Source organism: Streptomyces sp. A0958, assembly GCF_004795035.1.
In the GTDB taxonomy this organism is placed as follows: domain Bacteria; phylum Actinomycetota; class Actinomycetes; order Streptomycetales; family Streptomycetaceae; genus Streptomyces.
Genome location: NZ_SSBK01000052.1, coordinates 1 through 26,178, shown reverse-complemented (window position 1 = coordinate 26,178; position 26,178 = coordinate 1). Strand labels below are relative to the sequence as shown.

General features: G+C 72.0%; 16 protein-coding genes and 1 pseudogene. 8 read left to right on the top strand and 9 right to left on the bottom strand.

Features of this window, described 5'->3' with window-relative positions; all coding sequences use genetic code 11:
* Positions 1-77 precede the first annotated feature (77 nt).
* The 4 genes from E6P78_RS30485 to E6P78_RS30470 form a co-directional block, all read right to left on the bottom strand.
* On the bottom strand, positions 78-593 hold the full coding sequence (locus E6P78_RS30485) for an ATP-binding protein (RefSeq protein WP_136206864.1): 516 nt from the start codon (positions 591-593) through the stop codon (positions 78-80).
* A 251-nt stretch (positions 594-844) separates the two neighbouring features.
* On the bottom strand, positions 845-1,612 hold the full coding sequence (locus E6P78_RS30480) for an enoyl-CoA hydratase-related protein (RefSeq protein ID WP_136206863.1): 768 nt from the start codon (positions 1,610-1,612) through the stop codon (positions 845-847).
* A 115-nt stretch (positions 1,613-1,727) separates the two neighbouring features.
* On the bottom strand, positions 1,728-2,924 hold the full coding sequence (locus E6P78_RS30475; protein ID WP_136206862.1) for an Ig-like domain-containing protein: 1,197 nt from the start codon (positions 2,922-2,924) through the stop codon (positions 1,728-1,730).
* Positions 2,925-3,180: 256 nt separating this feature from the next.
* Positions 3,181-4,365 carry an Ig-like domain-containing protein gene (locus E6P78_RS30470; RefSeq protein ID WP_136206870.1) on the bottom strand — a complete coding sequence of 395 codons (1,185 nt, stop codon included), beginning with the start codon at positions 4,363-4,365 and terminating at the stop codon, positions 3,181-3,183.
* A gap of 189 nt (positions 4,366-4,554) precedes the next feature.
* Here E6P78_RS30470 and glgX point away from each other — a divergent pair, with 189 nt between their 5' ends.
* On the top strand, positions 4,555-6,801 hold the full coding sequence (glgX, locus tag E6P78_RS30465) for a glycogen debranching protein GlgX (RefSeq protein ID WP_168712740.1): 2,247 nt from the start codon (positions 4,555-4,557) through the stop codon (positions 6,799-6,801).
* Between the two features lie 9 nt (positions 6,802-6,810).
* On the opposite strand, the gene E6P78_RS30460 is transcribed toward glgX, so the two are convergent.
* From E6P78_RS30460 to E6P78_RS30445, 4 genes are all read right to left on the bottom strand, one after another.
* On the bottom strand, positions 6,811-7,461 hold the full coding sequence (locus tag E6P78_RS30460; protein WP_136206860.1) for a response regulator transcription factor: 651 nt from the start codon (positions 7,459-7,461) through the stop codon (positions 6,811-6,813).
* 94 nt (positions 7,462-7,555) lie between these two features.
* Positions 7,556-8,818, bottom strand: a complete 1,263-nt coding sequence (locus tag E6P78_RS30455; RefSeq protein WP_136206859.1) for a sensor histidine kinase — start codon at positions 8,816-8,818, stop codon at positions 7,556-7,558.
* A 49-nt stretch (positions 8,819-8,867) separates the two neighbouring features.
* The gene (locus E6P78_RS30450; RefSeq protein ID WP_136206858.1) at positions 8,868-9,656 is read right to left on the bottom strand and encodes an ABC transporter permease; all 789 of its coding nucleotides are present in this window, start codon (positions 9,654-9,656) and stop codon (positions 8,868-8,870) included.
* 1 nt (position 9,657) lies between these two features.
* Positions 9,658-10,596 (bottom strand): ABC transporter ATP-binding protein, encoded by a 939-nt coding sequence (locus E6P78_RS30445; protein WP_206307964.1) that lies wholly within the window; start codon positions 10,594-10,596, stop codon positions 9,658-9,660.
* A 176-nt stretch (positions 10,597-10,772) separates the two neighbouring features.
* On the opposite strand from E6P78_RS30445, the gene E6P78_RS30440 reads away from it, so the two are divergent.
* The 3 genes from E6P78_RS30440 to E6P78_RS30430 all read left to right on the top strand — a co-directional run bounded on the left by E6P78_RS30440 (position 10,773) and on the right by E6P78_RS30430 (position 16,992).
* Entirely contained in the window at positions 10,773-12,659 is a 1,887-nt protein-coding gene (locus tag E6P78_RS30440) for an ABC transporter ATP-binding protein (RefSeq protein ID WP_136206856.1), read from the top strand.
* Complete coding sequence (locus E6P78_RS30435) at positions 12,656-14,563, top strand: ABC transporter ATP-binding protein (protein ID WP_136206855.1); 1,908 nt, start codon at positions 12,656-12,658, stop codon at positions 14,561-14,563. The genes E6P78_RS30440 and E6P78_RS30435 overlap by 4 nt, the downstream gene beginning before the upstream one ends.
* Before the next feature lie 383 nt (positions 14,564-14,946).
* The gene (locus tag E6P78_RS30430; RefSeq protein ID WP_136206854.1) at positions 14,947-16,992 is read left to right on the top strand and encodes a M4 family metallopeptidase; all 2,046 of its coding nucleotides are present in this window, start codon (positions 14,947-14,949) and stop codon (positions 16,990-16,992) included.
* Between the two features lie 130 nt (positions 16,993-17,122).
* Here the strand turns inward: E6P78_RS30430 and glgP are convergent, their stop codons facing one another.
* Positions 17,123-19,726 (bottom strand): alpha-glucan family phosphorylase, encoded by a 2,604-nt coding sequence (gene glgP, locus E6P78_RS30425; RefSeq protein ID WP_206307963.1) that lies wholly within the window; start codon positions 19,724-19,726, stop codon positions 17,123-17,125.
* A gap of 709 nt (positions 19,727-20,435) precedes the next feature.
* Here glgP and E6P78_RS30420 point away from each other — a divergent pair.
* From E6P78_RS30420 to E6P78_RS30405, 4 genes and pseudogenes are all read left to right on the top strand, one after another.
* Positions 20,436-22,475 (top strand): alpha-1,4-glucan--maltose-1-phosphate maltosyltransferase, encoded by a 2,040-nt coding sequence (locus E6P78_RS30420; RefSeq protein WP_136206853.1) that lies wholly within the window; start codon positions 20,436-20,438, stop codon positions 22,473-22,475.
* Positions 22,472-24,178, top strand: coding sequence for a maltose alpha-D-glucosyltransferase (gene treS / locus E6P78_RS30415; RefSeq protein WP_136206852.1), 1,707 nt, complete (start codon positions 22,472-22,474; stop codon positions 24,176-24,178). Before E6P78_RS30420 ends, treS begins: the two co-directional genes overlap by 4 nt.
* 240 nt (positions 24,179-24,418) lie before the next feature.
* The gene (locus E6P78_RS30410; RefSeq protein WP_136206851.1) at positions 24,419-25,816 is read left to right on the top strand and encodes a phosphotransferase; all 1,398 of its coding nucleotides are present in this window, start codon (positions 24,419-24,421) and stop codon (positions 25,814-25,816) included.
* 66 nt (positions 25,817-25,882) lie between these two features.
* Positions 25,883-26,178, top strand: a pseudogene (locus E6P78_RS30405) (hypothetical protein); the annotation flags it as partial.

The following is a 26,178-nucleotide window of genomic DNA, read 5'->3' as shown; positions in this document are numbered from 1 at the left end:
CCCACAGAAGCCCCCGAGGCGCCGCACCACGGCAGACACGGGGGCTTCTGTACACCCGGAGGCCGGCGGGGCGGGGGTCAGCGGTCGGAGATGCGCATCTCGAACCAGGTGGTCTTGCCACGGGGTAAGAGGTCCACGCCCCACCGGTCGGACAGCTTGTCGACGAGGAAGAGGCCCCGCCCGCTGACGTCCATCTCCCTCACCGGCATGAGGCACGGCAGCCCGCGCGAGGGGTCGCGCACCTCGATCCTGATCCAGCCCCGGCGGCGCACCATGCGCAGCCCGAAGACCCTGGCCCCGGTGTGCCGCACCGCGTTCCCGACGAGTTCGGAGACGAGCAGGACGGCGTACTCGGCGGTCTGCGCGGAGAGCGCCCAGTGGTGCAGCACCACGCAGGAGGTGAGCCTGCGGGCGGTGGCCGCGGACTCCGGGCGGGAGGGCAGCCGGACTTCGTCCTCCGTCGGATTTCCGAACAACTCCAGCGCTTTGAACGCCTGTTCGTCTTCGACGGCCGGCATTCTCCGTGCCGCTGTCGCGCTGCTGCGCGGTCGCGGCTGCTCCACACCCTCCAGGCCCGCCATGCACACCATCATGGCCGCACGGCGGGCCTTCCGGGGCCGTTCCGGGGGAATCCCCGGCCCGCAATCAGTGATTCCCCCAGGGCCGGTAGGCATATGCCAGGGGCAGAATGCACCCCGACGCACCCACCCTGACCTGCACTGATACCGCTCCCCGCCCGGTTCCGCGAGGCAGCGGGCGCGGTGGCCCTTAAGGCTGTCTTAAGACTCCGCCAATCCGCCCGCACGGATGAACGCGCCGCGCCGCGTTCCCAACTGGCGTTCGGTCAGAGGAATTTGGCCTTGCCCGGCCCCTCCTCCACAAAGCTGCGCATTCCGCGCTCGCGGTCCTCCGTGGCGAACAGTCCGGCGAACCAGGTTCGCTCGATCGTGAGACCCGTGTCGATGTCCGTCTCCAGTCCGGCGTCCACCGACTCCTTCGCGGCGCGCAGCGCGAGCGCCGGCCCCTTCGCCAGCTTCGCCGCCCAGGCGTGCGCCTGTTCGTACACCTCGGCGGCGGGCACGACACGGTCCACCAGGCCCATGGTCAGGGCCTCTTCGGCCTTGACGTGGCGACCGGTGAAGATGAGGTCCTTGGCCTTGGCGGGGCCCACCAGCCGCGCGAGCCGCTGGGTGCCGCCCGCGCCCGGGATGAGGCCGAGCAGGATCTCCGGCTGGCCGAGCCTGGCGTTGTCGCCGGCGATCCGGAAGTCCGCGCACAGGGCCAGCTCGCAGCCGCCGCCGAGGGCGTAGCCGGTGACGGCCGCGACGACGGGCTTGGGGATGCGGGCGACGGCGGTGAAGGAGTCCTGGAGCGCCCGGGACCGTACGACCATCGCCGCGTGGTCCATCGCCTGCATCTCCTTGATGTCCGCGCCCGCCGCGAACACCTTCTCGCCGCCGTAGAGCACCACGGCCCGCACGTCGTCGCGCCGGGACGCCTCGCCGGCCAGTTCGCGCAGCCGGTCCTGGGTCGCGACGTCCAGGGCGTTCATCGGCGGGCGGTCCAGCCGGATGGTGCCGACGCCGCCGCTTACTTCGAGGGTTACGGTCATGCGGTGCAGGTTAACCGCCGCTAACCCGGGGCACATCGGCCGGGGCCGCGGACGCGGGCGGGCCCGGCACCGTTGGTCAAAGTGCCGGGCCCGCCGATGTCCGTACGGGAGGGGCCTACGCCGTCCAGTCCGACCAGGACATGTTCCAGCCGTTGAGGCCGTTGTCCGGGCTGATCGTCTTGTCGTGGGAGTTCTTGACGACCACGACGTCGCCGATGAGCGAGTTCTTGAAGAACCAGGCCGCCGGCATGCCCGAGTCGCCGCCGCCGCGCACGTCCTGGATGCCGACGCAGCCGTGGCTGGTGTTGGCGGAGCCGAAGATGCCCGAGCCGCCCCAGTAGTTGCCGTGGATGAAGGTGCCCGAGGTGGACAGGCGCATCGCGTGCGGCACGTCCTTGATGTCGTACTCGCCGCCGAAGCCGACGGTGTCCCCGTTCATCCGGGTCACAGACAGCTTCTCGCTGATGACCATCTGGCCGTTGTACGTGGTGGTGGCCGGGGCGCCCGCGGAGATCGGGATGTCCTTGATCTGCTTGCCGTCGCGGACGACCTTCATCCGGTGCGTGCTCGCGTCGACGGTGCTGACCTGGCTGCGGCCGATGGTGAAGGAGATCGTCTTGGCCTGCTTGCCGTAGACCCCGGGCCGCCCCTCGACGCCGTCGAGGTTGAGCTTCACGGTCACCTTGGTGCCGGCGGCCCAGTACTCCTCGGGGCGGAAGTCCAGGCGGTCGTTGCCGAACCAGTGGCCCTCGACCGGGACGGCGGGCTCGGCCGTCACCTTGATGGCCTTCTCCACGGCCTGCGGGTCGGTGATGCCCCGGGTGAAGTGGATGGAGACCGGCATGCCGACGCCGACCGTGGAGCCGTCCTCGGGGGTGTACTGGCCGATGAAGGTGTTCTGCGGGACGAGCGTGGTGAAGGTGGTGTCCTTCGCGGACTCACGGCCCTCGGTGTCCTTGGCCACCGCGTGGACCTTGTACTTGGTCGCCGAGGCCAGGTGCTGGTCGGGCACCCAGCTCGCGCCGTCCGCCGCGATCTTCCCCTCGACCTCGCCGCCCTTGGGGTCCGACACCTTGACCGTGGTCAGCTTCCCCTGCTCGGCCGAGACCTTCAGCGCCCCGCTGGTGGCGACGGAGTCGGCGCCGTCCTTGGGCGCCACGGTCACCACGGCCTGCGAGGCGCTGGTGTCCTCCTTGACCCCGCCCGCCTTGGCGTCCTTGCCCGTGCCGTTCGCGTCTCCCCCGCCGCACGCCGTCACCAGCAGCAACAGCGCACCCACCGCCAGGGCCGGCAGGCCGGTGGCCCCCCGCATCCGCCGCCTGCCGCGCGCCCCGGCCGATGTCGCCGATATCGGCTGCCCGTTCAATGTGGTCGTCTCCCCTCGCACGGCCCGACCCCGCCCGGGCCCCGGGAACCCGCAGGCTCCCACCCCCGCGCGCTGCATATGCGCGCTCAGCAAAGAGATAATCACACCGACTGCGGGCGGATCGCCCCGGAATTGTCACCGTTCCGTTCCAAGTGGTTCCGGCGGTCGCGGAGCCCGGGGCGAGGGGATTCCCGTGTCGCTCTCAGCGCAGCGCCGAACCCGCCTTCCACTGGGCCCAGGTGAGGTTCCAGCCGCCGAGCCCGTTGTCCGGTGCGACCTTCTTGTCCTTGGAGTTGACGACCTCGACGACGTCCCCGATGAGCGTCCGGTCGAAGAACCAGCCGGCCGGGGTGGAGCCGCTGCCGCCCTGGACGTCGCGCAGCCCGATGCAGCCGTGGCTGACGTTGGTGGAGCCGAAGACGTCCTCGTCGGACCAGTAATTGCCGTGCAGGAAGGTGCCGGACTCGGTCAGCCGGATGGCGTGCGGGACGTCCTTGATGTCGTACTCGCCGCCGAAGCCGACGGTCCGCCCGTCCATCCGCGTCACGTCGTGCATCTCGCTGACCACCATCTTGCCGTTGTACGTGGTGGTCGTCGGGGAGCCCGCGGTGATCGGGACGGTGGAGACGAGCTGCCCGTCCTGGCGCACCTCCATCGTGTGCGAGGCCGCGTCGACCCGGGAGATCTGCTCCCGGCCCACCGTGAACCGCACCGTCTTGCGCTGGCTGCCGTACACCTGCGGCGCCCCCTCCACGTCGCGCAGCCCGATGTCGACGGTGACCTCGGTGCCCGGCTCCCAGTAGCCGGCCGGGCGGAAGTCCAGGCGGTCCTCGCCGAACCAGTGCCCAGCCACCTCCACCACCGGATCGGCCGTCACCCGGATGGCCCGCTCCACCGCCGCGCGGCGGGTGACCGGGCGGTTGAACTCGAACGAGATGATCATGCCGGTACCGACGGTCGAACGGTTCTCCGGCTTGAAGTACCCGATGAAGCGGTGTGCGGGGACCACCGTGGTGAAGGTGGTGTGCCGGGCCGAGCGGTGGCCGCCGCCGTCCACGGCGACCGCGTCGACGCTGTACTTGGCGGCGAGCCCGAGCCGCCCCGCTCCCTCCTTCGGCGCCCAGGAGCGGCCGTCCTTCGCGATCTCGCCCCGCACCTCCTCCTCCTGCGCGTCCTCGATCCGCCGCACCCGGACGCTCTCCAGCCGCCCGTCGGGGACCTTCACCTCCACCCGGCTGTCCGCCCGGACGTCCTCGGCCCGGTCGGCCGGGGTGACCCGGATCGCCTCCTGCGGCGACCTCGACTTGCCTCCGATGACCGAGTCGGCGCCCGAGCAGCCGGTCAGAACGGCCAGTAGGGCCAGTACGGCGAGCAGTCCCGGCCGCACCGGGTTCGCCCCTGCCTTCTTCGCTACGTGATTCACGTCCCCCCAACGACGGGGGCCGGTCGGGGGAAACGTGAGTGCGGGCCCCGTCGTGGGCAGAACACAGGGGACGACCACACTCGGGGAGCCGCGGCCGGGACGCCGCGCGCCCCCCTTTCGGTGCCGGTCCCACGAGCCGCGGGAGGCGAGCAGGTGTCGAGCGCAGCCGAGCAGGAGGCAGTACCGAAGACGGATACGGGGACGGCCGGGGCCGCGGCGGACCGGATCACCGCCACCGGGCCGCAGCAGCGGCGTCCCATGGTGTGGCCGGGGACGCCGATGCCGCTCGGCGCCCGCTTCCGGACGGGCCCGGACGGGGTCGCGGGCACCAACTTCGCGCTGTGGGCGGGCGGGGCGGAGGCCGTCGAGCTGTGCCTGTTCGACGAGGCGGGCGCCGAGACGCGGCTCGCCCTGACGGAGCTGACCCACGAGATCTGGCACGGCTTCGTGCCCGGGGTGCGGCCGGGCCGGCGCTACGGCTACCGGGTGCACGGCCGCTGGGACCCGTGGACGGGCGCCCGGTGGAACGCGGCGAAACTGCTGCTCGATCCGTACGCCCGGGCCGTGGACGGCGAATTCACCCTTCCGGCCGAGGTGTACGGCCATGTGAGGGACTGGCCCGAGCAGCAGGTCGCCGACACCGTGCGCGACGGGCGGGACTCCGCCCCGTACGTACCCAAGGGGGTCGTCGTCCACGATGACGACGACTGGGCCGACGACCGCAGGCCGAAGACGCCGTGGGCGGACTCCGTCATCTACGAGCTGCACGTACGGGGCTTCACCAAGCGCCACCCCGGCATCCCCGAGGAGCTGCGCGGCACCTACGCCGGGCTCGCCCACCCGGCGGCCGTCGGCCATCTCAAGCAACTCGGGGTGACTGCGGTGGAGCTGCTGCCGGTGCACCAGTTCGCCCACGAGGACCACCTGCTGCGGCGCGGGCTGCGCAACTACTGGGGCTACAACTCCATCGGCTACTTCGCCCCGCACGCCGGATACTCGGCGAGCGGCACGGCGGGCGAACAGGTCGGCGAGTTCAAACGGATGGTCCGCGCCCTGCACGACGCGGGCATCGAGGTGATCCTCGACGTCGTCTACAACCACACCGCCGAGGCGGGCGAGCTGGGCCCGATGCTCTCGCTGCGCGGCATCGACAACCGCGGCTACTACCGCCTCCAGGCCGACGCCCGCCGGTACGCCGACTACACCGGCTGCGGCAACACCCTGCACGTCGTCCAGCCGAACGTGCTGCGGCTGATCACCGACTCGCTGCGGTACTGGGTGACCGAGATGGGCGTCGACGGCTTCCGTTTCGACCTGGCGGCGGCGCTCGCCCGCTCGATGCACGACGTCGACATGCTGTCCCCGTTCCTCGCGGTCATCGCCCAGGACCCGGTGCTGCGCCGGGTCAAGCTCATCGCCGAACCGTGGGACGTCGGCAACGGCGGCTACCAGGTGGGGGCCTTCCCGCCGCTGTGGACCGAGTGGAACGACCACTACCGGGACGCCGTACGGGACTTCTGGCGCGGCGCCCTGCCCGACGTACGGGACCTCGGCTACCGGCTGACCGGGTCCAGCGACCTGTACGCGTGGGGCGGGCGACGCCCGTACGCCTCGGTCAACTACGTCACCGCGCACGACGGCTTCACCCTGCGCGACCTGGTGAGCTACGAGCACAAGCACAACGAGTCCAACGGCGAGGGCAACCGGGACGGCACCTCGGACAACCGGGCGTGGAACTGCGGCGCCGAGGGCGAGACGGACGACGAGGGCGTGGGCGCGCTGCGCCGCCGGCAGCTGCGCAACCTCCTGACCACGCTACTGCTGTCGACCGGGGTGCCGATGCTGGTGGCCGGCGACGAGATGGGCCGCACCCAGGACGGCAACAACAACGCCTACTGCCAGGACAACGAGACCGGCTGGGTCGACTGGTCTCTCCTCGATCAGCCGCGGTGGCGGGAGCTGACCGCGCTGACCGCCCGGGTCCTCGCGCTGCGCCACCGCCACCCGGTGCTGCGCCGCCGGGCGTTCTTCTCCGGCCGGCCGCAGGCCCCGGACGGGCTGCGGGACCTGGCGTGGTTCACCCCGCAGGGCGCCGAGATGACGGAGGGCGACTGGTACGCGCCGGCCGCGACGGTCGGGCTCTACCTCTCCGGCCGCGACATCCCGGGCCGGGACGTGCGCGGCGAGCAGGTGACCGACGACAGCTTCCTGGCCGTCCTGCACGCGGACCACCGGCCGGTGGACTTCCTGCTGCCGGGACCGCCGTGGGCGTCGGCGTACGAACTGCTCCTGGACACCTCGCGCGAGGACCAGGCCGATCCGCCGGGCACGGTCCACCGGGGCGGCGAGCGGCTGACGGTCCCGGAGCGGTCGGTGCTGCTGCTGCGAGTACGGGAGTGAGCGGGCGGCTCAGCCGAGGATGCGGCGCTCGTACGCGACGGCGACGGCGGCGGCGCGGTCCTTGGCGCCCAGGTTGGCGAACAGGTGGGTGAGGTGGGTCTTCACGGTGGCCTCGCTGATGAACAGCTCCGCGGCGATCTCCCGGTTGGAGGTCCCCTTGGCGACGAGGGCCAGCACCTCGCGTTCGCGGGCGGACAGGGCCTCGTTTCCGGGGGCGGCCGGGGTGCGGACCGCGGAGACGAGCCGGGAGGCGACGGCCGGAGACAGGACGGTCCGGCCGTCGGCGGCGGCCCGCACGGCGGTGAACAGCTCCTCGCGGGGGGCGTCCTTGAGGAGGTAGCCGGTCGCGCCCGCCTCGATCGCGGGCAGGGTGTCGGAGTCGGTGTCGTACGTGGTGAGGACCAGGACCTTGGAGCGGGCGCCGCGCCGGGTCAGCTCGGTGATCGCGGCGACCCCGCCGCCGCCCGGCATCCGCAGGTCCATCAGCACGACGTCGGGGTCGAGCCGGGCGGCCATGTCGACGCCCTCGACCCCGTCGGCCGCCTCCCCGAGCACCCGGAACTCCGGCGCCGACGCGAACATGCCGCGCAGCCCGTCCCGTACGACGGGGTGGTCGTCGACGACGATCAGCGTGATGACGCGCGCGGGTTCCCGGTCCATGGCGCACCACGGTACGGGACGGGGTCAGGGCCCTTCGTCCGGATCAGTCCGCGAGCCCGGCCCGGTCCGTGGCGCACCACGGTACGGGACGGGGTCAGTCGTGCCGGACCATCGGGACGCGGGCGCAGACCGCGGTGCCCAGGCCCGGGCCGGTCTCGACCTCGACGGTGCCCGCCACGTGCTCGGCGCGGGCCCGCATGCCGCCGAGCCCGAATCCGCCGGCGCCCCGGTACGGCGGCAGCGCGGCCGGGTCGAAGCCGCGGCCGTCGTCGCGGACGTCGAGCGAGATCTCGTCGCCCATGTAGGAGAGGGTGACCCCGGCCCGGGAGGGCTCGGCGTGCCGGCCGGCGTTGGCCAGGGCCTCCTCGGCGATCCGCAGCAGGGTGGCGCCGACCTCGTCGTGGAGCGGTTCGACGGTGCCGGTGACCGTGAAGTCGGCGCGGACCCCGGTGCGCTGCGACCAGGTGGCGACCGTCTTCTTCAGCGCGCCGGGCAGGTCGTCGTGTTCCAGGGCGGCCGGCAGCAGGTTGTGCACCGAGCGGCGGGCCTCGCCCAGGCTGTGCCGGGCCAGGGCGGCGGCCCGCACGAGGTGTTCCCTGGCGAGGGCGGGGTCGCTCTCGGCGGTGGAGGTGACGGCCTGGAGCTGGGCGATGATGCCGGTGAGGCCCTGGGCGATGGTGTCGTGGATCTCGGCGGCGAGCCGGCGCCGCTCGTCGGCCACCCCGGCCTCGCGGGCCTGGACGAGGAGCTGGGCGTGCAGTCCGGCGTTCTCCGCGAGGGCCTGTTCGAGGCGGGCGTTGGCGGACTCCAGGGCGGCGATGGTGTCGGTCTGCGAACGGGCCTGCTCGGCCTCCCGGTTGCCGATCTGGGCGAAGGCCATGGCGAGCGTCGCGTGCACGGCCAGCACGACGCCGAAGATGATCCAGTTCATGAGGGTGGCGGGCGGCAGGGTGCTGCCGCTCTGCGCGCCCGCCATGATGACGGCGGTGGCCAGCAGACCGGGCCGCACGCCGCGGTACGGGAGCACCCGGCCCGCGTCGAAGTAGCCGAGCACCGCGTAGATCGAGTAGAAGGGGTTGCACCAGGTCAGCCCGAAGGCCAGCAGGGTGCGGGTGATGAAGTAGCACTGGGCGGCTCCGCTCTGCGGGCGGATGCCGGCGCGGGTCCACCAGAACTGGAGGGCGAGCGCAGCCGGGAGGAGCACGAGGGCGCCGCGCTCGTCGGCGCCGGACATGACGAGGTCCCGGGACACGACCGCGATGACGGTGGCGAGGCCGAGCAGCCCGTACGGCCCGTACCGGAAGAACCGGCCCCACCACTGCTCGACCGCCGTCACGGCCTCCTCGTGCGCTCTCATGGGAGAAGTCTCCCCCGTGCCCGGAGCCGCTGTCCGCCCCCCGCGTCGGCTACTGCCACCGGAACGTACGGGTCGCGGCCCAGCCCGCCACCGCCGTCCAGGCGGCGACCGCTCCGAGATACGCCCAGCTCGGCCAGTCGCCCCGGGCGGCCTGGTCGAGCGCCTGGGAGGCCGCGCCGAAGGGGGTGGCCTGGACGATGCGGCGGAGCGCGTCGGGCATGGCCTGGACGGGGACCCAGACGCCCGCTGTGAACATCATCGAGAAGTAGACGACGGACCCGATGGTGGCGGCGATCTTGGTCGTGCGGGAGACGGCGCAGATCAGCGAGCCGAGGGCCAGGACGCAGGCGACCGCGAGCAGCAGCGCCAGCAGATAGCCGAACGGCCGGCCGGGCAGCCGGACTCCGAAGGCGGTCCGGCCGACGGCGGTGACCAGCAGGGCGGAGACGAGCGCGGCCGCGCCGTGCAGCGCGATCTGCGCGCCGAGGAGGGCGGAGGGCCGTACCGGGGTGGTGGACATGCGGCGCAGGATGCCGCGTTCGCGGTAGCCGGTCAGGACGGGCGGCATCGCCTGGAGCCCTGACATGATCAGGGCGAGCAGCACCGCGACGGACACGTACAGGTCGATGACGCGCCGGCCGCCGAGCCCGTCGTCGTGCACCCGGAAGGACGGGACCAGGCCCAGGATCACCAGCAGCACGGTCGGGAAGACCACGATCCAGAACAGGCTGCCGGGTTCGCGCAGGAACAGCCGGGTCTCCGACTTGAGGACGGCGAGCGTCGCGCCGGAGGCGGTGGCGCGGGGCACGGCAGTGGGGGCGGTGTGCGCTGTGGCCATCTCAGGCTGCCCGTTCTGTGAGGCCGCGGTCGTCGGCGGGGCCGGGGTGTTCGGTGAGGTCGAGGAAGGCATCGTCCAGGGTCGCCTCTGCGACGCGGAGCCGGTGGGCGGTGACGCGGAGCCGGGCCAGCAGTGAGATGACGGCGTTGACGGTCTCGTCGGTGCCGTTGATGAGGACCCGGCCGTCCCGGTCCTCGTACGAGGTGGCTCCGGGCAGGGCCGCGAGTTCGGCCTCGGGCAGCGGCTTCGAGGGGGTGAAGGAGATGACGGTGGAGCCGTCGGCGCCGGCGATCAGCCCGGCGGGGGTGTCGAGGGCGACGACGTGTCCCTTGTCGATGACGGCGATGCGGTCGCAGAGGCGCTGGGCCTCCTCCATGAAGTGGGTGACGAGGACGACCGTGACGCCGCTCGCGCGCACGTCCTCGATGAGCTGCCAGGTGTCGCGCCGGGCCCGGGGGTCGAGGCCGGTGGTCAACTCGTCCAGGATGACGACGCGGGGCCGGCCGACGAGGGCGAGCGCGATGGACAGGCGCTGCTTCTGGCCGCCGGAGAGCCGGCCGAAGCGGGTGTCCAGCTTGGTGTCCAGGCCGAGCCGTTCCGCGAGCGGCCGCCAGTCGGCGGGCCGGGGGTAGAAGGCGCTGTACAGCTCCAGGGCCTCGCGCACGGTGATCTTGGTCTGGAGTTCGCTCTCCTGGAGCTGGGCGCCGAGCAGCCGGGTCACCCGGTCGCGGTCCGCGACGGGGTCGAGCCCGGCGACCCGGACGGTCCCGGCGTCGGGGACCCGCAGCCCCGCGACGCACTCGACGGTGGTGGTCTTGCCCGCGCCGTTGGGGCCGAGAATCCCGAAGATCTCCCCCTCGTCGACGGAGAAGCTCACTCCGTCGACCACGGAGCGGCCGCCGTAGGACTTGCGCACCCCGCTCGCTTCGATGATCGCCATGGCACCGAGCATCCGTGCCCGCGGCCCGCGGCGGCATCCGCCATCGCGCTCGAACCTGCATCAGCCGATCGGTTGATGCCGCCCTACGACCCCCGGCGCGGTACGCCAGCGCCGGGCGCCGGACGGCCGGATAAAACCGCAGGACCGATATCCGGACGGACCGTAGGCTCACCCTGATGCGCCAGGAACATGCAGAGCCCAAGGACCGGTCAGCCGTACGTTCCCTGCTGCGGTTGTGGCCGTATGTGAAGCCGGTACGGGTCCGGCTGTTCGGGGCGGCCCTGGTGGCGGTCGTCGCCTCCTGCCTGGGCCTGGTGATCCCGCTGGTCCTGAAGTGGATGGTGGACGGCCCGGTCGCCCACCGGGACCCGGGCGGGGTCTGGCTCGGCGCGCTGTACCTGCTGCTCCTGGGCCTCGCGGAGGCGGTGCTGTTCGGGGTGCGCCGGTCGCTGGTGGCGCGTCCGCTGGCCGGTTTCGAGGCGTCGATGCGGGCCGACCTCTACCGGCACCTCCAGCGCCTGCCCGTCGCCTTCCACGACCGGTGGCCCTCGGGGCAGTTGCTGTCGCGCGGGACGACTGACCTGATGCTGCTGCGGATGTTCCTGGCGTTCCCGCTGACCTTCCTGCTCGTCAACGCCACCACGATCCTCGTCGGTTTCGTGATCCTGCTGTTCCAGGAGTGGACGCTCGGGCTGGTGCTGCTCGCCCCCGTCGTGCCGCTCGTGATCGTCTGCTCGGCCTTCGAGTCCAAGTACGCGAAGGTGGCGCGCAAGGCGCAGGATCAGGTCGGTGATCTGACGACCGTGGTCGAGGAGAGCGTGCTGGGCATCCGCATCGTCAAGGGCTTCGGCCGGCACCGCAGCCAGGCGGACGCCTTCCGCACCCTCGCGCAGCGGCTGCGCACCACGGAGCTGGGCAAGGCGCGGCTGCTCGCCGGGATCTGGGTCCTCATCACCACCCTGCCGGAACTCGCCATCGGGGCGGCGCTGGTCTTCGGCACGATCGAGGTCGCGGACGGCGGCCTGTCGGCGGGCACCCTGGTCGCGTTCCTCTCCACGGCGCTCGCGCTGCGCTGGCCCGTCGAGTCGATCGGCTACCTGCTGGCGATGAGCCAGGAGTCGGCGACGGCGACCGAGCGGTTCTTCGAGGTGATGGACGTCGCCGAGGAGGAGGACGCCGCGCCGACGGCCGGGGACGGCACCGGCGGGGACCGGGAGGCGGGCGGCATGGTCTTCGAGGGCGTCGAGTTCCGCTACCCCGACGCGGAGGAGGGTTCCGCGCCCGTCCTGGCCCGGATCGATCTGCGCGTCCGGCCCGGCGAGACGATGGCCCTGGTCGGGGCGACGGGTTCCGGGAAGACGACGCTGACCTCCCTGGTGCCCCGGCTGCACGAGGCCACCGCGGGGCGGATCACCCTGGACGGCGAGGACATCACCGCCATGCCGCGCGCCCGGCTGCGGGAGCTGGTGTCGGTGGCGTTCGAGGAGCCGACGCTCTTCTCGGCGAGCGTCGGGGAGAACGTGCTGATGGGCGCGGCCGGGGCGGGCGAGGAGGAGTTGCTGCGGGCGCTCTCGGTCGCGCAGGCCGACTTCGTCCACGAGCTGCCGCTGGGCGTCGACACGCAGGTCGGCGAGCAGGGCCTGAGCCTGTCCGGCGGCCAGCGCCAGCGCCTCGCCCTGGCCAGGGCCGTGGTGGGCCGGCCGCGCTTCCTGGTGCTCGACGACCCGCTCTCGGCGCTCGACGTGCACACGGAGGCGCTGGTGGAGGCGGCGCTGCGGCGCGTCCTGGAGAGGACCACGGCGGTGGTGGTCGCGCACCGGCCGTCCACCGTGATGCTCGCGGACCGGGTGGCGCTGCTGTCCGAGGGCCGGATCAGCGCGGTCGGCACCCATCAGGAACTGCTGCGGACCAGCGCCGAGTACGCCTGGCTGATGTCCGGCGCAGGCCTGTCGGCCGGCGGGGACGGGAGCACCGGGCCCCGCGCCGAAACGCCCGGTACGGAAACAGCCGAAGACGAGTCCCTGGGCGCGATGGCCCCTGCCGAGGAGGGCAGCACCCGATGACGAGCACGACGACCGGACGGCCGGCGGAACCGGGCGGCGGCGGCAGGGACGAGCACGAGCACCGGACACCGCCGCCCGGTACGGCGGCGGACGAGCGGCCCGTGGAGGCGGGTGGCGACCCCTTCGACCGGGACGACCTGCCCGCCCCGCGCGGCGCCACCTGGCAGCTGCTCCGGTCGCTGCTGCGGCCCATGCGGGGCCGGGTCGTGGCGGCCGCCCTGTTCCTGCTGGTGCAGCAGGCCGCGGTGCAGGCCGGTCCGCTGCTGGTCGCCTACGCCATCGACAGCGGGGTGCCCGCGTTCCGCGAGAAGGACTACGGGCCGCTGATCGCCGTGGCGGTGGGCTACGCGCTCTGCGCGGCCGGCGCGGGCGCCCTGCAGTACGCGTTCATCCGCATGTCCGCGCGGGTCAACCAGGACGTGCTGCTCGACCTGCGCGGCCGGATCTTCCGCCACGCGCAGGCGCTGAGCGTGGACTTCCACGAGCGGTACACCTCGGGGCGGCTGATCTCGCGTTCCACCACGGACCTGGAGTCGCTGCGGGAGCTGCTGGACGAAGGGCTCCAGGAGCTGCTGCACGTCATCCTCTCGTTCGCCTCCATCGCCGCGCTGCTGCTCTGGCTGGACCTCTCCACCGGCGCGGCCGCCGTGGCGTCCTTCGTACCGCTGTACCTGCTGGTGCGGCTCTACCGGCGCCGCTCGTCGGTGATCTTCGCCGCCCGTTCGACGGCGATCGCCGCGGTCATCGTGAAGTTCGCGGAGACGATGAACGGCATCCGGCCCGTGCAGGCCTTCCGCCGCGAGCCCGTCAACGACGCGGCCTTCCGGGAGCTGAACGCGCGTCACCGGGTCACCAACGGCGACGCGATGCTGGAGAACGCGCGCTATGTCGTCGGCTCGCGGCTGGTCGCCAACACGGCGGTGGCCGGAATCGTGCTGTGGGGCGCCTACCGCGTCGCCTCCGGCGGCCTCGCGCTCGGCGTGCTGGCGGCGGTGGTGCTCTATCTGCGGCGGCTGTACGACCCGATCGACCGGCTCAGCATGTTCCTCAACTCCTTCGAGTCGGCGGCGGCCTCGCTGGAGAAGGTCGCCGGTCTGCTGGCGCAGAGGCCGGCGGTCCCGGAGGCCCTGGAGCCGCGCGAGCTGCCGGCCCGGACCGGCGGGCAGCCGGGGCGCGAGGTGGTGTTCGACTCGGTGAGCTTCGCGTACCGCACGGGCGGTGAGGTGCTGCCCCGCTTCGACCTGACCGTCCCGGCGGGGCAGACGGTGGCGGTGGTCGGCTCCACGGGCGCGGGCAAGTCGACGCTCGCCAAGCTGCTGGCCCGCTTCTACGACCCGACCGAGGGCCGGGTACTGCTGGACGGCACCGACCTGCGGGATCTCGCCACGCCCGAACTGCGGCGCGGGGTGGTGATGGTGACGCAGGAGGCGTTCCTGTTCTCCGGGACGGTCGCCGAGAACATCGCGATCGGCCGGCCGGAGGCGAGCCGCGAGGAGATCGAGCGGGCCGCGAAGGCGATCGGCGCCCACGACTTCATCACCGGTCTGCCCGACGGCTACGACACGGACGTACGCAAGCGGGGCGGCCGGATCTCGGCGGGCCAGCGCCAGTTGGTGGCGTTCGCACGGGCACTCCTCGCGGACCCGGCGGTGCTGATCCTCGACGAGGCGACCAGCTCGCTCGACATCCCCGGCGAGCGGGCGGTGCAGCAGGCGATGGACACCGTGCTGCACGGCCGCACCGCGATGGTGATCGCGCACCGGCTGTCGACCGTGGAGGTCGCGGACCGGGTGCTGGTGATGGAGCACGGGCGGATCGTGGAGGACGGCGCGCCCGGCGAACTCATCGCCGGCTCGGGCCGGTTCGCCGGCCTGCACCGCGCCTGGCGGGAGAGCCTGGCCTGACTCCTCCCGCCCGGCGGGCCGTCACCCGGCCCGCCGGGCGGGGCGGGACGGCCGGGAACGCGCCACAGTTGCCCGGCGTCTCGACAGGTGGGAACTTTCCGGTTCTTCACATTCCCGTAGCGCCCGGTCACATACGGCACGCCCTCGCCGCCCCCTGCGCATTCGGGCCCCGAAGGCTCCTGGCGGCCTCGCCGTGAAGTTCCGTGAAACGTCCGCTTAACGAACATGACCATTCCGGCAACGGACGAATTCCGGCCAACTTGTTGACGCGGTCCTGACAGACCTGGCCGTCGGCTGACACGCTTCACCCCGTTCTGCGCACTGCTTGCTCTGCCCGGACGGCTCACCCAGTCGCCGGTACCCCCCTCGCAGAAGGAGTCCGCGTGAGATCCACGCCCAGCCGTCGTACCACCGCGACCGGCGCCCTGATAGCCGCAGCAGCCCTCCTCGCCGTAGGAGTCCAGACCGGATCGGCCTCCGCCGCACCGGACGCGGGCACCGCCAAGGCCGCCACCACCTCCACGGCGAACCACGGCGCCCTGACCAAGCAGCTCTCGCCCTCGCAGCGCGCCGAGCTGATCCGCGAGGCCACCGCGGGCCGGGCCGCCACCGCCGAGAAGCTCGGCCTCGGCCCGCAGGAGAAGCTCGTCGTCCGCGATGTCGTCCAGGACAACGACGGCACCACGCACACGCGTTACGAGCGCACCTTCGACGGGCTCCCGGTCCTCGGCGGCGACCTGGTCGTCCAGGAGAGCAAGGCCGGTACGACCGAGAGCGTCGTCAAGGCGTCCCCGGCCACCGCCTCCCAGCTGAAGGCCGTCAGCACGACGGCGGACGTCGCCCCGGCGGCGGCCCAGAAGCAGGCGCTCGGCGCGGCCAAGGCGGCCGGCTCGGACAAGGCGGTCGCCGACCAGGCGCCCCGCAAGGTCGTCTGGATGGCGTCGGGCACCCCGCAGCTCGCCTACGAGACCGTCGTCGGCGGCCTCCAGGAGGACGGCACCCCGAACGCCCTGCACGTCATCACGGACGCCACCACCGGAGCGAAGCTCTACGAGTGGCAGGCCATCGAGACGGGCGTCGGCAACACCGAGTACAGCGGCCAGGTCACCCTCAACACCTCGGGGGCGTACAACCTGACCGACACCACCCGCGGCAACCACAAGACGTACAACCTGAACCACGGTACGTCCGGCACGGGCACCCTCTTCTCCGGCTCCGACGACGTCTGGGGCGACGGCACCGCCTCGAACCCGGAGACCGCGGCGGCCGACGCCCACTACGGTGCGGCCGAGACCTGGGACTACTACAAGAACGTCCACGGCCGGACCGGCATCAAGGGCAACGGCGTCGGCGCGTACTCCCGCGTCCACTACGGCAACAGCTACGTCAACGCCTTCTGGGACGACAGCTGCTTCTGCATGACGTACGGCGACGGCTACGGCAACGCCGCACCGCTGACCGCCCTGGACGTCGCGGCCCACGAGATGAGCCACGGCGTCACCTCGAACACCGCGGGGCTGAACTACAGCGGTGAGTCCGGCGGCCTCAACGAGGCGACCAGCGACATCTTCGGCACCGCCGTCGAGTTCTACGCCAACAACTCCACCGACAAGGGCGACTACCTCATCGGTGAGAAGATCGACATCAACGGCGACGGCACGCCGCTGCGCTACCAGGACAAGCCGAGCCGGGACGGGATATCGAAGGACTCCTGGTACTCGGGCATCGGCAGCATCGACGTGCACTACTCGTCGGGCCCGGCCAACCACTTCTTCTACCTCCTCTCGGAGGGCAGCGGCGCCAAGACCATCAACGGCGTCAGCTACAACTCCCCGACCTCCGACGGCCTGCCGGTGACCGGCATCGGCCGCGACAAGGCCGAGCAGATCTGGTTCAAGGCGCTCACCACCAAGTTCACCTCCACGACCAACTACGCGGCGGCCCGCACCGGCACGCTCGCCGTGGCCGGTGCCCTCTACGGCACGAGCAGCGCCGAGTACAAGTCGGTGGCCGACGCCTGGGCCGCGATCAACGTCGGCACGCGCCCCGGCGGCAACACCGACCCGACCGACCCCGGTGACGGCACGGTCTTCCAGAACACCACCACCGTGGCCATCCCCGACCACGGCTCGGCCGTCACCAGCTCGGTCAACGTCACCGGCCGCTCCGGCAAGGCGCCCAGCGCCCTCAAGGTCGGCGTGGACATCACCCACAGCTGGCGCGGTGACCTGGTCATCGACCTCGTCGCCCCGGACGGCGGCACCTTCCGGCTGAAGAACGCCTCCATCGGCGACTCGGCGGACAACGTCAAGACGACCTACACCGTCAACGCCTCGTCCAAGACCGCCAACGGCACCTGGAAGCTCAAGGTCCAGGACGTCTACTCCGGGTACAGCGGAAAGATCAACAGCTTCAAGCTGACCTTCTGATCCGGCCCCACCGCCCGGCTCACCGCATGAGCCCCGGCACGGGTCACCGCATGACCCGCCGCTGACACGGCGGACCGCCCGGGAGGAGACCTCTCCTCCCGGGCGGTCGTGTGTCTTCCGGGCCCGGGCGTCAGCGCATCAGCACGCCCGCGCGCTCGCCCGTGGCGCCCGTCGGCTGGGCGACCAGGCCGAGTTCCGCGCCGTGGGCCAGCAGCCGGTGGGTGGGCAGCACCCGCACGGTGTAGCCGTACGGTCCCGTACGGTCCAGGGCGAGCGGGCCCTCGTACAGCCAGCGGCCCTCCAGGTCCTGGCCGCCCGCCGGTTTCAGCGGGAAGACCTGGGCGTCGAAGATCGCGTCGGCGGAGTCGACCCGCCCGGCCACCGCCTGCACCTCCACGTCGTCCGGCTCCAGCGCGCCGAGGGTGATCCGGACCCGCAGGGCCAGCGTGGAACCCAGCTCCGCCGACGTACCGGACCCGGCGGGCGTCACCGCCTCCACGTGGTCGACTGCCACCCGCGGCCAGGCCGCCCTGACCCGCGCCTTCCAGCCGGCCAGCTCCCGGGCCTGCGGCACGTCCAGGGACCGCTGGGCGGACGCGGCGGGGGCGTACAGCCGCTCCACGTACTCCCGGACCATCCGGTCGGCGAGCACCTTGGGCCCCAGGGTGCCCAGCGTGCGGCGGACCATCTCGATCCAGCGGCCGGGCAGCCCCTCGTCCCCGCGGTCGTAGAAGCGCGGCGCGACCCGGTCCTCGATCAGCTCGTACAGGGCATTGGCCTCCAGGTCGTCGCGCCGGTCCTCGTCCAGGGCGCTGCCCTCGGCCGTCGGGATCGCCCAGCCGAAGTCCGGCTCGAACCACTCGTCCCACCAGCCGTCCAGCACGGACAGGTTGAGGCAGCCGTTGAGCGCGGCCTTCATCCCGCTCGTCCCGCAGGCCTCCAGCGGGCGCAGCGGGTTGTTCAGCCAGACGTCGCAGCCCGGGTAGAGCTTCTGGGCCATCGCCATCCCGTAGTCGGGCAGGAAGACGATGCGGTGGCGGACCCGGGGGTCGTCGGCGAACCTGACCAGCTCCTGGACCAGCCGCTTCCCGCTGTCGTCGGCCGGGTGCGCCTTGCCCGCGACGACGATCTGGATCGGCCGCTCCGGGTGCAGCAGCAGCCCGCGCAGCCGGTCCCGGTCGCGCAGCATCAGCGTCAGCCGCTTGTACGAGGGGACACGGCGGGCGAAGCCGATCGTCAGGATGCCGGGGTCCAGCACACCGTCGATCCAGCCCAGTTCGGCGGGTTGTGCGCCCCTGGTGCGCCAGGAGGCGTGCAGCCGCCGGCGCACCTCGGTCACCAGCTGTTCGCGCAGGGTCCGGCGCAGGTCCCAGAGCTGCCGGGCGGGGATGGAGGCGACGGAGTCCCACCGCCCCGGTGTGCCCCCGGACTCGGTCCGCAGCCGGTAGACCTCGGGGGCGACCCAGGTGGGTGCGTGGACCCCGTTGGTGACGGAGGTGATGGGCACCTCCGGCGCGTCGAAGCCGGGCCAGAGCCCGGCGAACATCTCCCGGCTGACCTCGCCGTGCAGCGTGGAGACGCCGTTGGCGCGCTGGGCGAGCCGCAGCCCCATCACCGCCATGTTGAAGACGCCGGGGTCGCCGCCGGTGTAGGTCTCGGTGCCGAGTTCCAGGATGCGTTCGGCGGGTACGCCGGGGAGTTCGCCGTCGTCGCCGAAGTGACGGGCGACGAGTTCGCGGTCGAAACGGTCGATTCCGGCCGGGACCGGGGTGTGGGTGGTGAAGACGGTGCCGGCGCGGACGGACTCCACCGAGGAGTCGAAGTCCAGGCCCGTCGTGGCCAGCTCGCGGACGCGTTCGAGGCCGAGGAAGCCGGCGTGGCCCTCGTTGGTGTGGAAGACCTCGGGGGCGGGGTGGCCGGTGAGCCGGCAGTAGGTGCGCACCGCGCGGACCCCGCCGATGCCCAGCAGCATCTCCTGGAGCAGCCGGTGCTCGCTGCCGCCGCCGTACAGCCGGTCGGTGACCTCGCGTTCGCCGGGGGCGTTCTCCTCGACGCCGGAGTCGAGCATGAGGAGCGGCACCCGGCCGACGTGGGCCTGCCAGATCTGGGCGTGCAGGGAGCGGCCGCCGGGCAGGGCCAGGACGACCTGACTGGGGGTGCCGTCGGCCTCGCGGACCAGGGTGAGGGGCAGCTCGTTGGGGTCGAGGACGGGGTAGTGCTCCTGCTGCCAGCCGTCCCGGGACAGGCTCTGGCGGAAGTAGCCGTGGCGGTAGAGCAGGCCGACCCCGACGAGGGGGACGCCCAGGTCGCTGGCGGCCTTGAGGTGGTCCCCGGCGAGGATGCCGAGCCCGCCGGAGTACTGCGGGAGGGCGGCGGTCACCCCGAATTCGGGTGAGAAGTAGGCGATGGCGGCGGGGAGCCTGGCGCCCTGCTCGCGCTGCTCCTGGTACCACCGGGGCCCCTGGAGGTATGCCCGCAGGTCGGCGGACGCCTCGGCGAGCCGGTGCAGGAACGCTTCGTCCCGGGCCAGCTCGGCGAGCCGCCCCGCGGAGACGGAACCGAGCAGGCGTACGGGGTCGCACTCCGCCGCGGGGCCGGCCTCCGGGTCGACGGCCTGGAAGAGCTCGCGGGTCTCGGTGTGCCAGGACCAGCGCAGGTTGCGCGCCAGGTCGCTGAGGGGTTGGAGGGAGTCGGGTAGGACGGGACGCACGGTGAATCGACGAATGGCCTTCACGCATTCCACCTTTACAGGGGACGTACGAATCGGAGCGGGACGCACCACCATGTGCGCCGCTCCGTCACCCTCGACGGTAGCCGCGGGCCGGGTCCGGCAGCCACGGCGCGCGGGCGCCGGGCGGAGTGCGACCGGGGCGGTCCGGGCTGCCGTGCGCTCCGGTCCCGTACGCCCCTTTCGCCACCGCACGCACAGCCGGACTCATACGGCACAGGTGTTATGGCCGATTCCTTCCCCTGATGCGGCCTTGTGGGCCTTCGCCCCAAGGGGAAAGCTGCCGAGTGGCGCCTTTCCCACCCGCGTGCGCCGGTTCTGCGCAATCCCGCGTGCGCGCGGCGGAGCCCGGCGCATTCGGAACGTCCCCCATACGCCCGAGCAGACGACATATCACCGGATTGGCCCACCGCGATGTGGGGGAAGGCTTCTCCGGTACCCGGAACGAATGCATTCGGATGACAGCCGATGAGGGTTCATCTCCGGCACGCGCACGATTCATTCCCAGGCCGTCGGCGATCGGCCCCCGGTTGTATACGACCTGTTTCGACTGCCATTCGAGTGAACGCGGACAGGAGCGGCCATGCCCACACCCCACCAGCCATCCACCGAGCGGCTAGAAAGGACGCAACCCCACCCTCGCGGCGCGCGCGTTCAGTCTCCGGCGCCCGCTGCGCACCTTGCCGAGTCCGAGCTCCAGTCCCCAGGTGATTCCATGATCGGTCGCATTCCCGTCCTCGACGTCCATCCGCTCGTCGATTGCGGCAGAAGGCCCGCGAAGGCCGTTGCCGGTGAGACCTTCCAGGTCACCGCGACCGTCTTCCGGGAGGGCCACGACTCGGTCGCCGCCAATGTGGTGCTGCGCGGTCCGAGCGGGCGTCCGGGGCCGTGGACGCCGATGCGCGAGCTGGCCCCGGGCACCGACCGCTGGGGCGCCGAGGTGACGCCGGACGCCGAGGGCCGCTGGACGTACACGGTCGAGGCGTGGAGCGATCCGGTCGCCACCTGGCGGCACGCGGCGCAGATCAAGATCCCGGCGGGCATCGACACCGCGCTGGTGCTCGCCGAGGGTGCCGCGCTGTACGAGCGGGCCGCCGAGGGCGTGCCCAAGCGGGACGGGCGCGAGGCGGTGCTGGCCGCGGTCGACGCGCTGCGCGACGAGTCCAGGCCGGCCGAGGCGCGGCTCGCGGCGGCCCTCGCCCCCGAGGCCGGGGACGCGCTGGCCCGCCACCCCCTGCGCGAGCTGGTCACGGCCTCGCACCCGCACCCGCTGGTCGTCGAGCGCCGGCGTGCGCTGTACGGCTCCTGGTACGAGATGTTCCCGCGCTCCGAGGGGGCCGGGGTCGAGCCGGCGAAGGCTCCCCGCAAGGGGCGCAGGGCCAAGGCCGCCGCCGCGCCCGAACCGTCCCGGATCATCAGCGGCACCTTCCGCACGGCGGCCGAGCGGCTGCCGGCGGTCGCCGCGATGGGGTTCGACGTGGTCTACCTGCCGCCGATCCACCCCATCGGCACGACCCACCGCAAGGGCCCGAACAACTCCCTGACCCCCGCCCCGCACGACGTGGGCGTGCCGTGGGCGATCGGTTCGGCCGAGGGCGGCCACGACGCGGTCCACCCGGACCTCGGCACCCTGGAGGACTTCGCGCATTTCGTGGAGACGGCCCGCAACCTCCGGATGGAGGTGGCCCTGGATTTCGCGCTCCAGTGCTCGCCGGACCATCCATGGGTGGAGAAGCATCCCGAGTGGTTCCAGCACCGGGCCGACGGCTCGATCGCCTATGCGGAGAATCCGCCGAAGAAATACCAGGACATCTATCCGATCGCCTTCGACAAGGATCTGGACGGCATCGTCAAGGAGAGCGTGCGCATCCTGCGGTTCTGGATGGATCAGGGCGTACGGATCTTCCGCGTCGACAATCCGCACACGAAGCCGGTGATCTTCTGGGAGAAGGTGATCGCCGAGATCAACGGCACCGATCCCGATGTGATCTTCCTGGCCGAGGCATTCACCCGGCCCGCGATGATGCGCACCCTGGCCACCATCGGATTCCAGCAGTCGTACACGTATTTCACCTGGCGCAACAGCCGGCAGGAAATCACGGATTACGTGACCGAGCTGGCCGGTGAGACCGCCTCGTACATGAGGCCCAATTTCTTCGTGAACACCCCCGACATCCTCCCCGGATACCTCCAGGAGGGCGGCCGGCCGGCCTTCGAGGCACGGGCGGTGCTCGCGGCGACCCTCTCCCCGTCCTGGGGGGTGTACGCGGGGTTCGAGCTGTGCGAGAACACCCCGATCCACCACGGCAGTGAGGAGTACCTCGACTCGGAGAAGTACGAGATCCGGCCCAGGGACTGGGAAGCCGCCGAGCGTGAGGGCCGGTCACTGGCCCCGCTCATCACCTCGCTCAACCGGATCAGGCGCCGCCATCCGGCGCTGCAACAGCTGCGGGACGTGCACTTCCACTCGTCCGACAACGACGCCCTGATCGTGTACAGCAAGCACTCCGGTTCGAACATCCTTCTGGTGGTCGTCAACCTCGACCCGCACCACACCCAGGAGGCGACCGTCTCGTTGGACATGCCGCGACTCGGCCTCGACCGGCACGAGAGCGTGCCGGTGCGCGACGAGCTCACCGGCACTTCCTATCACTGGGGCAGGACCTTCTATGTGCGTCTGGAGCCGGGCGTGACGCCCGCGCACATCGCCGTCCTGCGACCGTCCCCGCCGACCGGAGGGTCACCCACACCATGATCGTCAATGAGCCCGTCCACGACCTGTTCGAGGACACTCCCGCCAAGGACCGCGATCCCGACTGGTTCAAGCGTGCCGTCTTCTACGAGGTCCTCGTCCGGTCCTTCCAGGACTCCAACGGCGACGGCATCGGAGACCTGAAGGGGATCACCGCCAAGCTGGACTACCTCCAGTGGCTGGGCGTCGACTGCCTCTGGCTGCCGCCGTTCTTCAAGTCGCCGCTGCGCGACGGCGGTTACGACGTCTCCGACTACACGGCCGTGCTGCCGGAGTTCGGCGACCTCGCCGACTTCGTGGAGTTCGTCGACGCCGCCCACCAGCGCGGCATGCGCGTGATCATCGACTTCGTCATGAATCACACCAGCGACCAGCACGACTGGTTCCAGCAGTCCCGGACCGACCCCGACGGGCCGTACGGCGACTACTACGTCTGGGCCGACGACGACAAGCAGTTCCAGGACGCCCGGATCATCTTCGTCGACACCGAGACGTCCAACTGGACCTTCGACCCGGTGCGCAAGCAGTACTACTGGCACCGGTTCTTCTCGCACCAGCCCGACCTCAACTACGAGAACCCGGCGGTGCAGGAGGAGATCATCTCCGCGCTCCGCTTCTGGCTGGACCTCGGCATCGACGGCTTCCGGGTCGACGCCGTGCCCTACCTCTACCAGCGCGAGGGCACCAACTGCGAGAACCTGCCCGAGACCCACAACTTCCTCAAGCGGGTCCGCAAGGAGATCGACGCCAACTACCCGGACACGGTCCTGCTCGCCGAGGCCAACCAGTGGCCGGAGGACGTCGTCGACTACTTCGGCGACTACCGGAGCGGCGGGGACGAGTGCCACATGGCGTTCCACTTCCCCGTGATGCCGCGGATCTTCATGGCGGTACGGCGCGAGAGCCGCTACCCGGTCTCGGAAATCCTGGCCAAGACACCGGCGATCCCCTCGGGCTGCCAGTGGGGCATCTTCCTGCGCAACCACGACGAGCTGACGCTCGAAATGGTCACGGACGAAGAACGCGACTACATGTACGCGGAGTACGCCAAGGACCCGCGGATGCGCGCCAACATCGGCATCCGCCGCCGCCTCGCCCCGCTGCTGGACAACGACCGCAACCAGATCGAGCTGTTCACCGCGCTGCTGCTGTCACTGCCGGGTTCCCCGATCCTCTACTACGGGGACGAGATCGGGATGGGAGACAACATCTGGCTGGGCGACCGGGACGCCGTACGCACCCCGATGCAGTGGACGCCCGACCGCAACGCCGGCTTCTCCTCCAGCGATCCGGGGCGGCTCTACCTCCCCACGATCATGGACCCGGTCTACGGCTACCAGGTCACCAACGTCGAGGCGTCGATGGCCTCCCCGTCCTCGCTGCTGCACTGGACACGGCGGATGATCGAGATCCGCAAGCAGAACCCGGCGTTCGGCCTCGGCACGTACAACGAACTGCCGTCGTCCAACCCGGCGGTGCTCGCGTTCACCCGGGAGCACGGGGACGACCTGGTGCTGTGCGTCCACAACTTCTCGCGGTTCGCGCAGCCCACAGAGCTCGACCTCAGGTCCTTCAACGGGCGTCATCCGGTGGAGCTGATCGGCGGGGTGCGCTTCCCCGCCATCGGTCAGTGGCCCTACCTGCTGACCCTCGCGGGACACGGCTTCTACTGGTTCCGGCTGCGCAAGGACGCGCCGCCGAGCTGACCCGGGGCCGGCTCCCGGCCGCCACCGGCGGGGCGGTTTCCACCGCCCCGCACGGGGCACTCTCCCCCCATACCGGGTGGATCAGGAAGCTTCCTGGATTCTCCTGGCGTTTCGATCCCCTCATGTCGAGTCCGTACGGATCATCCTGACCCGACACGTCCCGCACAGCCGGACAGCCAATGCCGCAATCCGGGACACTCTTCGCATCCTGTGGTGTGCCCGGGGAAAGGACGCGATGCCATGTCGGAGGCTGCATCCGCTCAGGTCACCCTGGCGAACAGCACAGCCCTGCTTCCGTCTCTCGGACCGCTGCTCCACGAATGGCTGCCCCGGCAGCGGTGGTTCGCGGGCAAGGGGCGGCCCATCACCGCCTTCTCGCTCGTCTCGGCCACCGAGATACTGCCGGTGGACCGCAGCGACGACGACCTCGCACCCGGGCTCCTGCACCTGCTGGTCCGGGTCCACCAGCCCACCATGCCCGCCCAGCCGCCCGTCGACTGCTACCAGTTGCTGCTCGGGGTGCGCTCCGCGCCGCCGCAGCACCTGGCGCCCGCCCTCATCGGCCGGGTGCCGGACGGGCCGCTGGCCGGGCTGACCGTCTACGACGGCCTGCACGACCCGCGCCTGGCGTCCCTGCTGCTGGAGCGGCTGCGCACCCCCGGCCGGCTCGGCGCCGTCCGCTTCGACCGGGGCGCGGAGCCCATCCCCGAGGACCTGCCGCCGCGCGTGCTGGACACCGAGCAGTCCAACTCCTCGCTGGTGTACGGCAACGCGTACATCCTGAAGATCTTCCGCCGGGTCTTCCCGGGCACCAACCCCGACCTCGAACTGCCGCTCGCGCTGTCCCGCGAGGGGTGCGGGCGGGTGCCCGCGCCCGTCGCCTGGTTCGAGGCCGCGACGCCGGAGCGCCTGACGCTCGGGGTGCTCCAGCCCTACCTGCGCGGCGCCCAGGACGGCTGGCAGCTCGCCCTGCGCGCCCTGGCCACCGGACACGACTTCCTGGCCGAGGCCCGCGCGCTGGGCCGGGCCACCGCCGAGGTCCACACCGCGCTCGCCGCCGCCCTGCCCACCCCGGTGCTGCGCCGCTCCCAGACCGACGAGCTGGCCGCCGCCATGGTGGAGCGTCTTGAGGCGGCCGCCCACGCGGTGCCGGAGCTGGTCCCGTACGTCCCCGGGCTGCGCACCGCCTTCGACGCGGTCGCCGCGCTCGGGCACCGGGGGCGCAGCTGGGCCGCCCAGCGGGTGCACGGCGACCTCCATCTCGGCCAGACCCTGCGCGGCACCGACGGTTTCTGGTCACTGATCGACTTCGAGGGCGAGCCGGCCCGGCCGCTCCCGGAGCGCCGCAGCCCGCAGCCGCCGGTGCGCGACGTGGCCGGCATGCTCCGCTCCTTCGACTACGCGGCCCGCTCGCACCGGCCCTGGAAGCCCGAGTGGGCGGCCCGCTGCCGGGACGCCTACTGCGACGGCTACGCCGAGGCGGCGGGCGCCGACCCGCGCGCCGAGCCGGAGCTGCTGCGCGCCCACGAGACCGACAAGGCGGTGTACGAGGTGCTGTACGAGGCGCGGCACCGGCCCGACTGGCTCCCGGTCCCGATGGCCGCGATCCACCGCCTGGCCTCCGTCACCGCCCACTGAGCACCGCAGCGCCCCGTGCCGCCCGCCATCCGCCCCCGCCCCAACACCTCCGAGGAGGCCGTCCCCGTGACCGCCCGCAAGCCGTCCCGCAAGCCCGAGCCCGCGTCCGCCCCCGAGGCCCCGCTCGCCGAGACCCCGATCGCCGCCACCCTCTCCTCGCCCCAGCCCGCCGCAGCCGCCGAGCACGCGGAGGCCGTCGCCGGACCGGCGTCCGGGGCCCTGGCTGCGGAGAAGGCCGCGCCGCCCGCCAGGAAGCGGGCGGCCCCGGCCGCGAAGAAGGCCGCCGCCCCGGCCAAGCGCGCGAAGAAGGCCGCCGCGCCGCCCCGCCCCCGCCGCGGACCCGCGACCGTCCACTCGGGTGA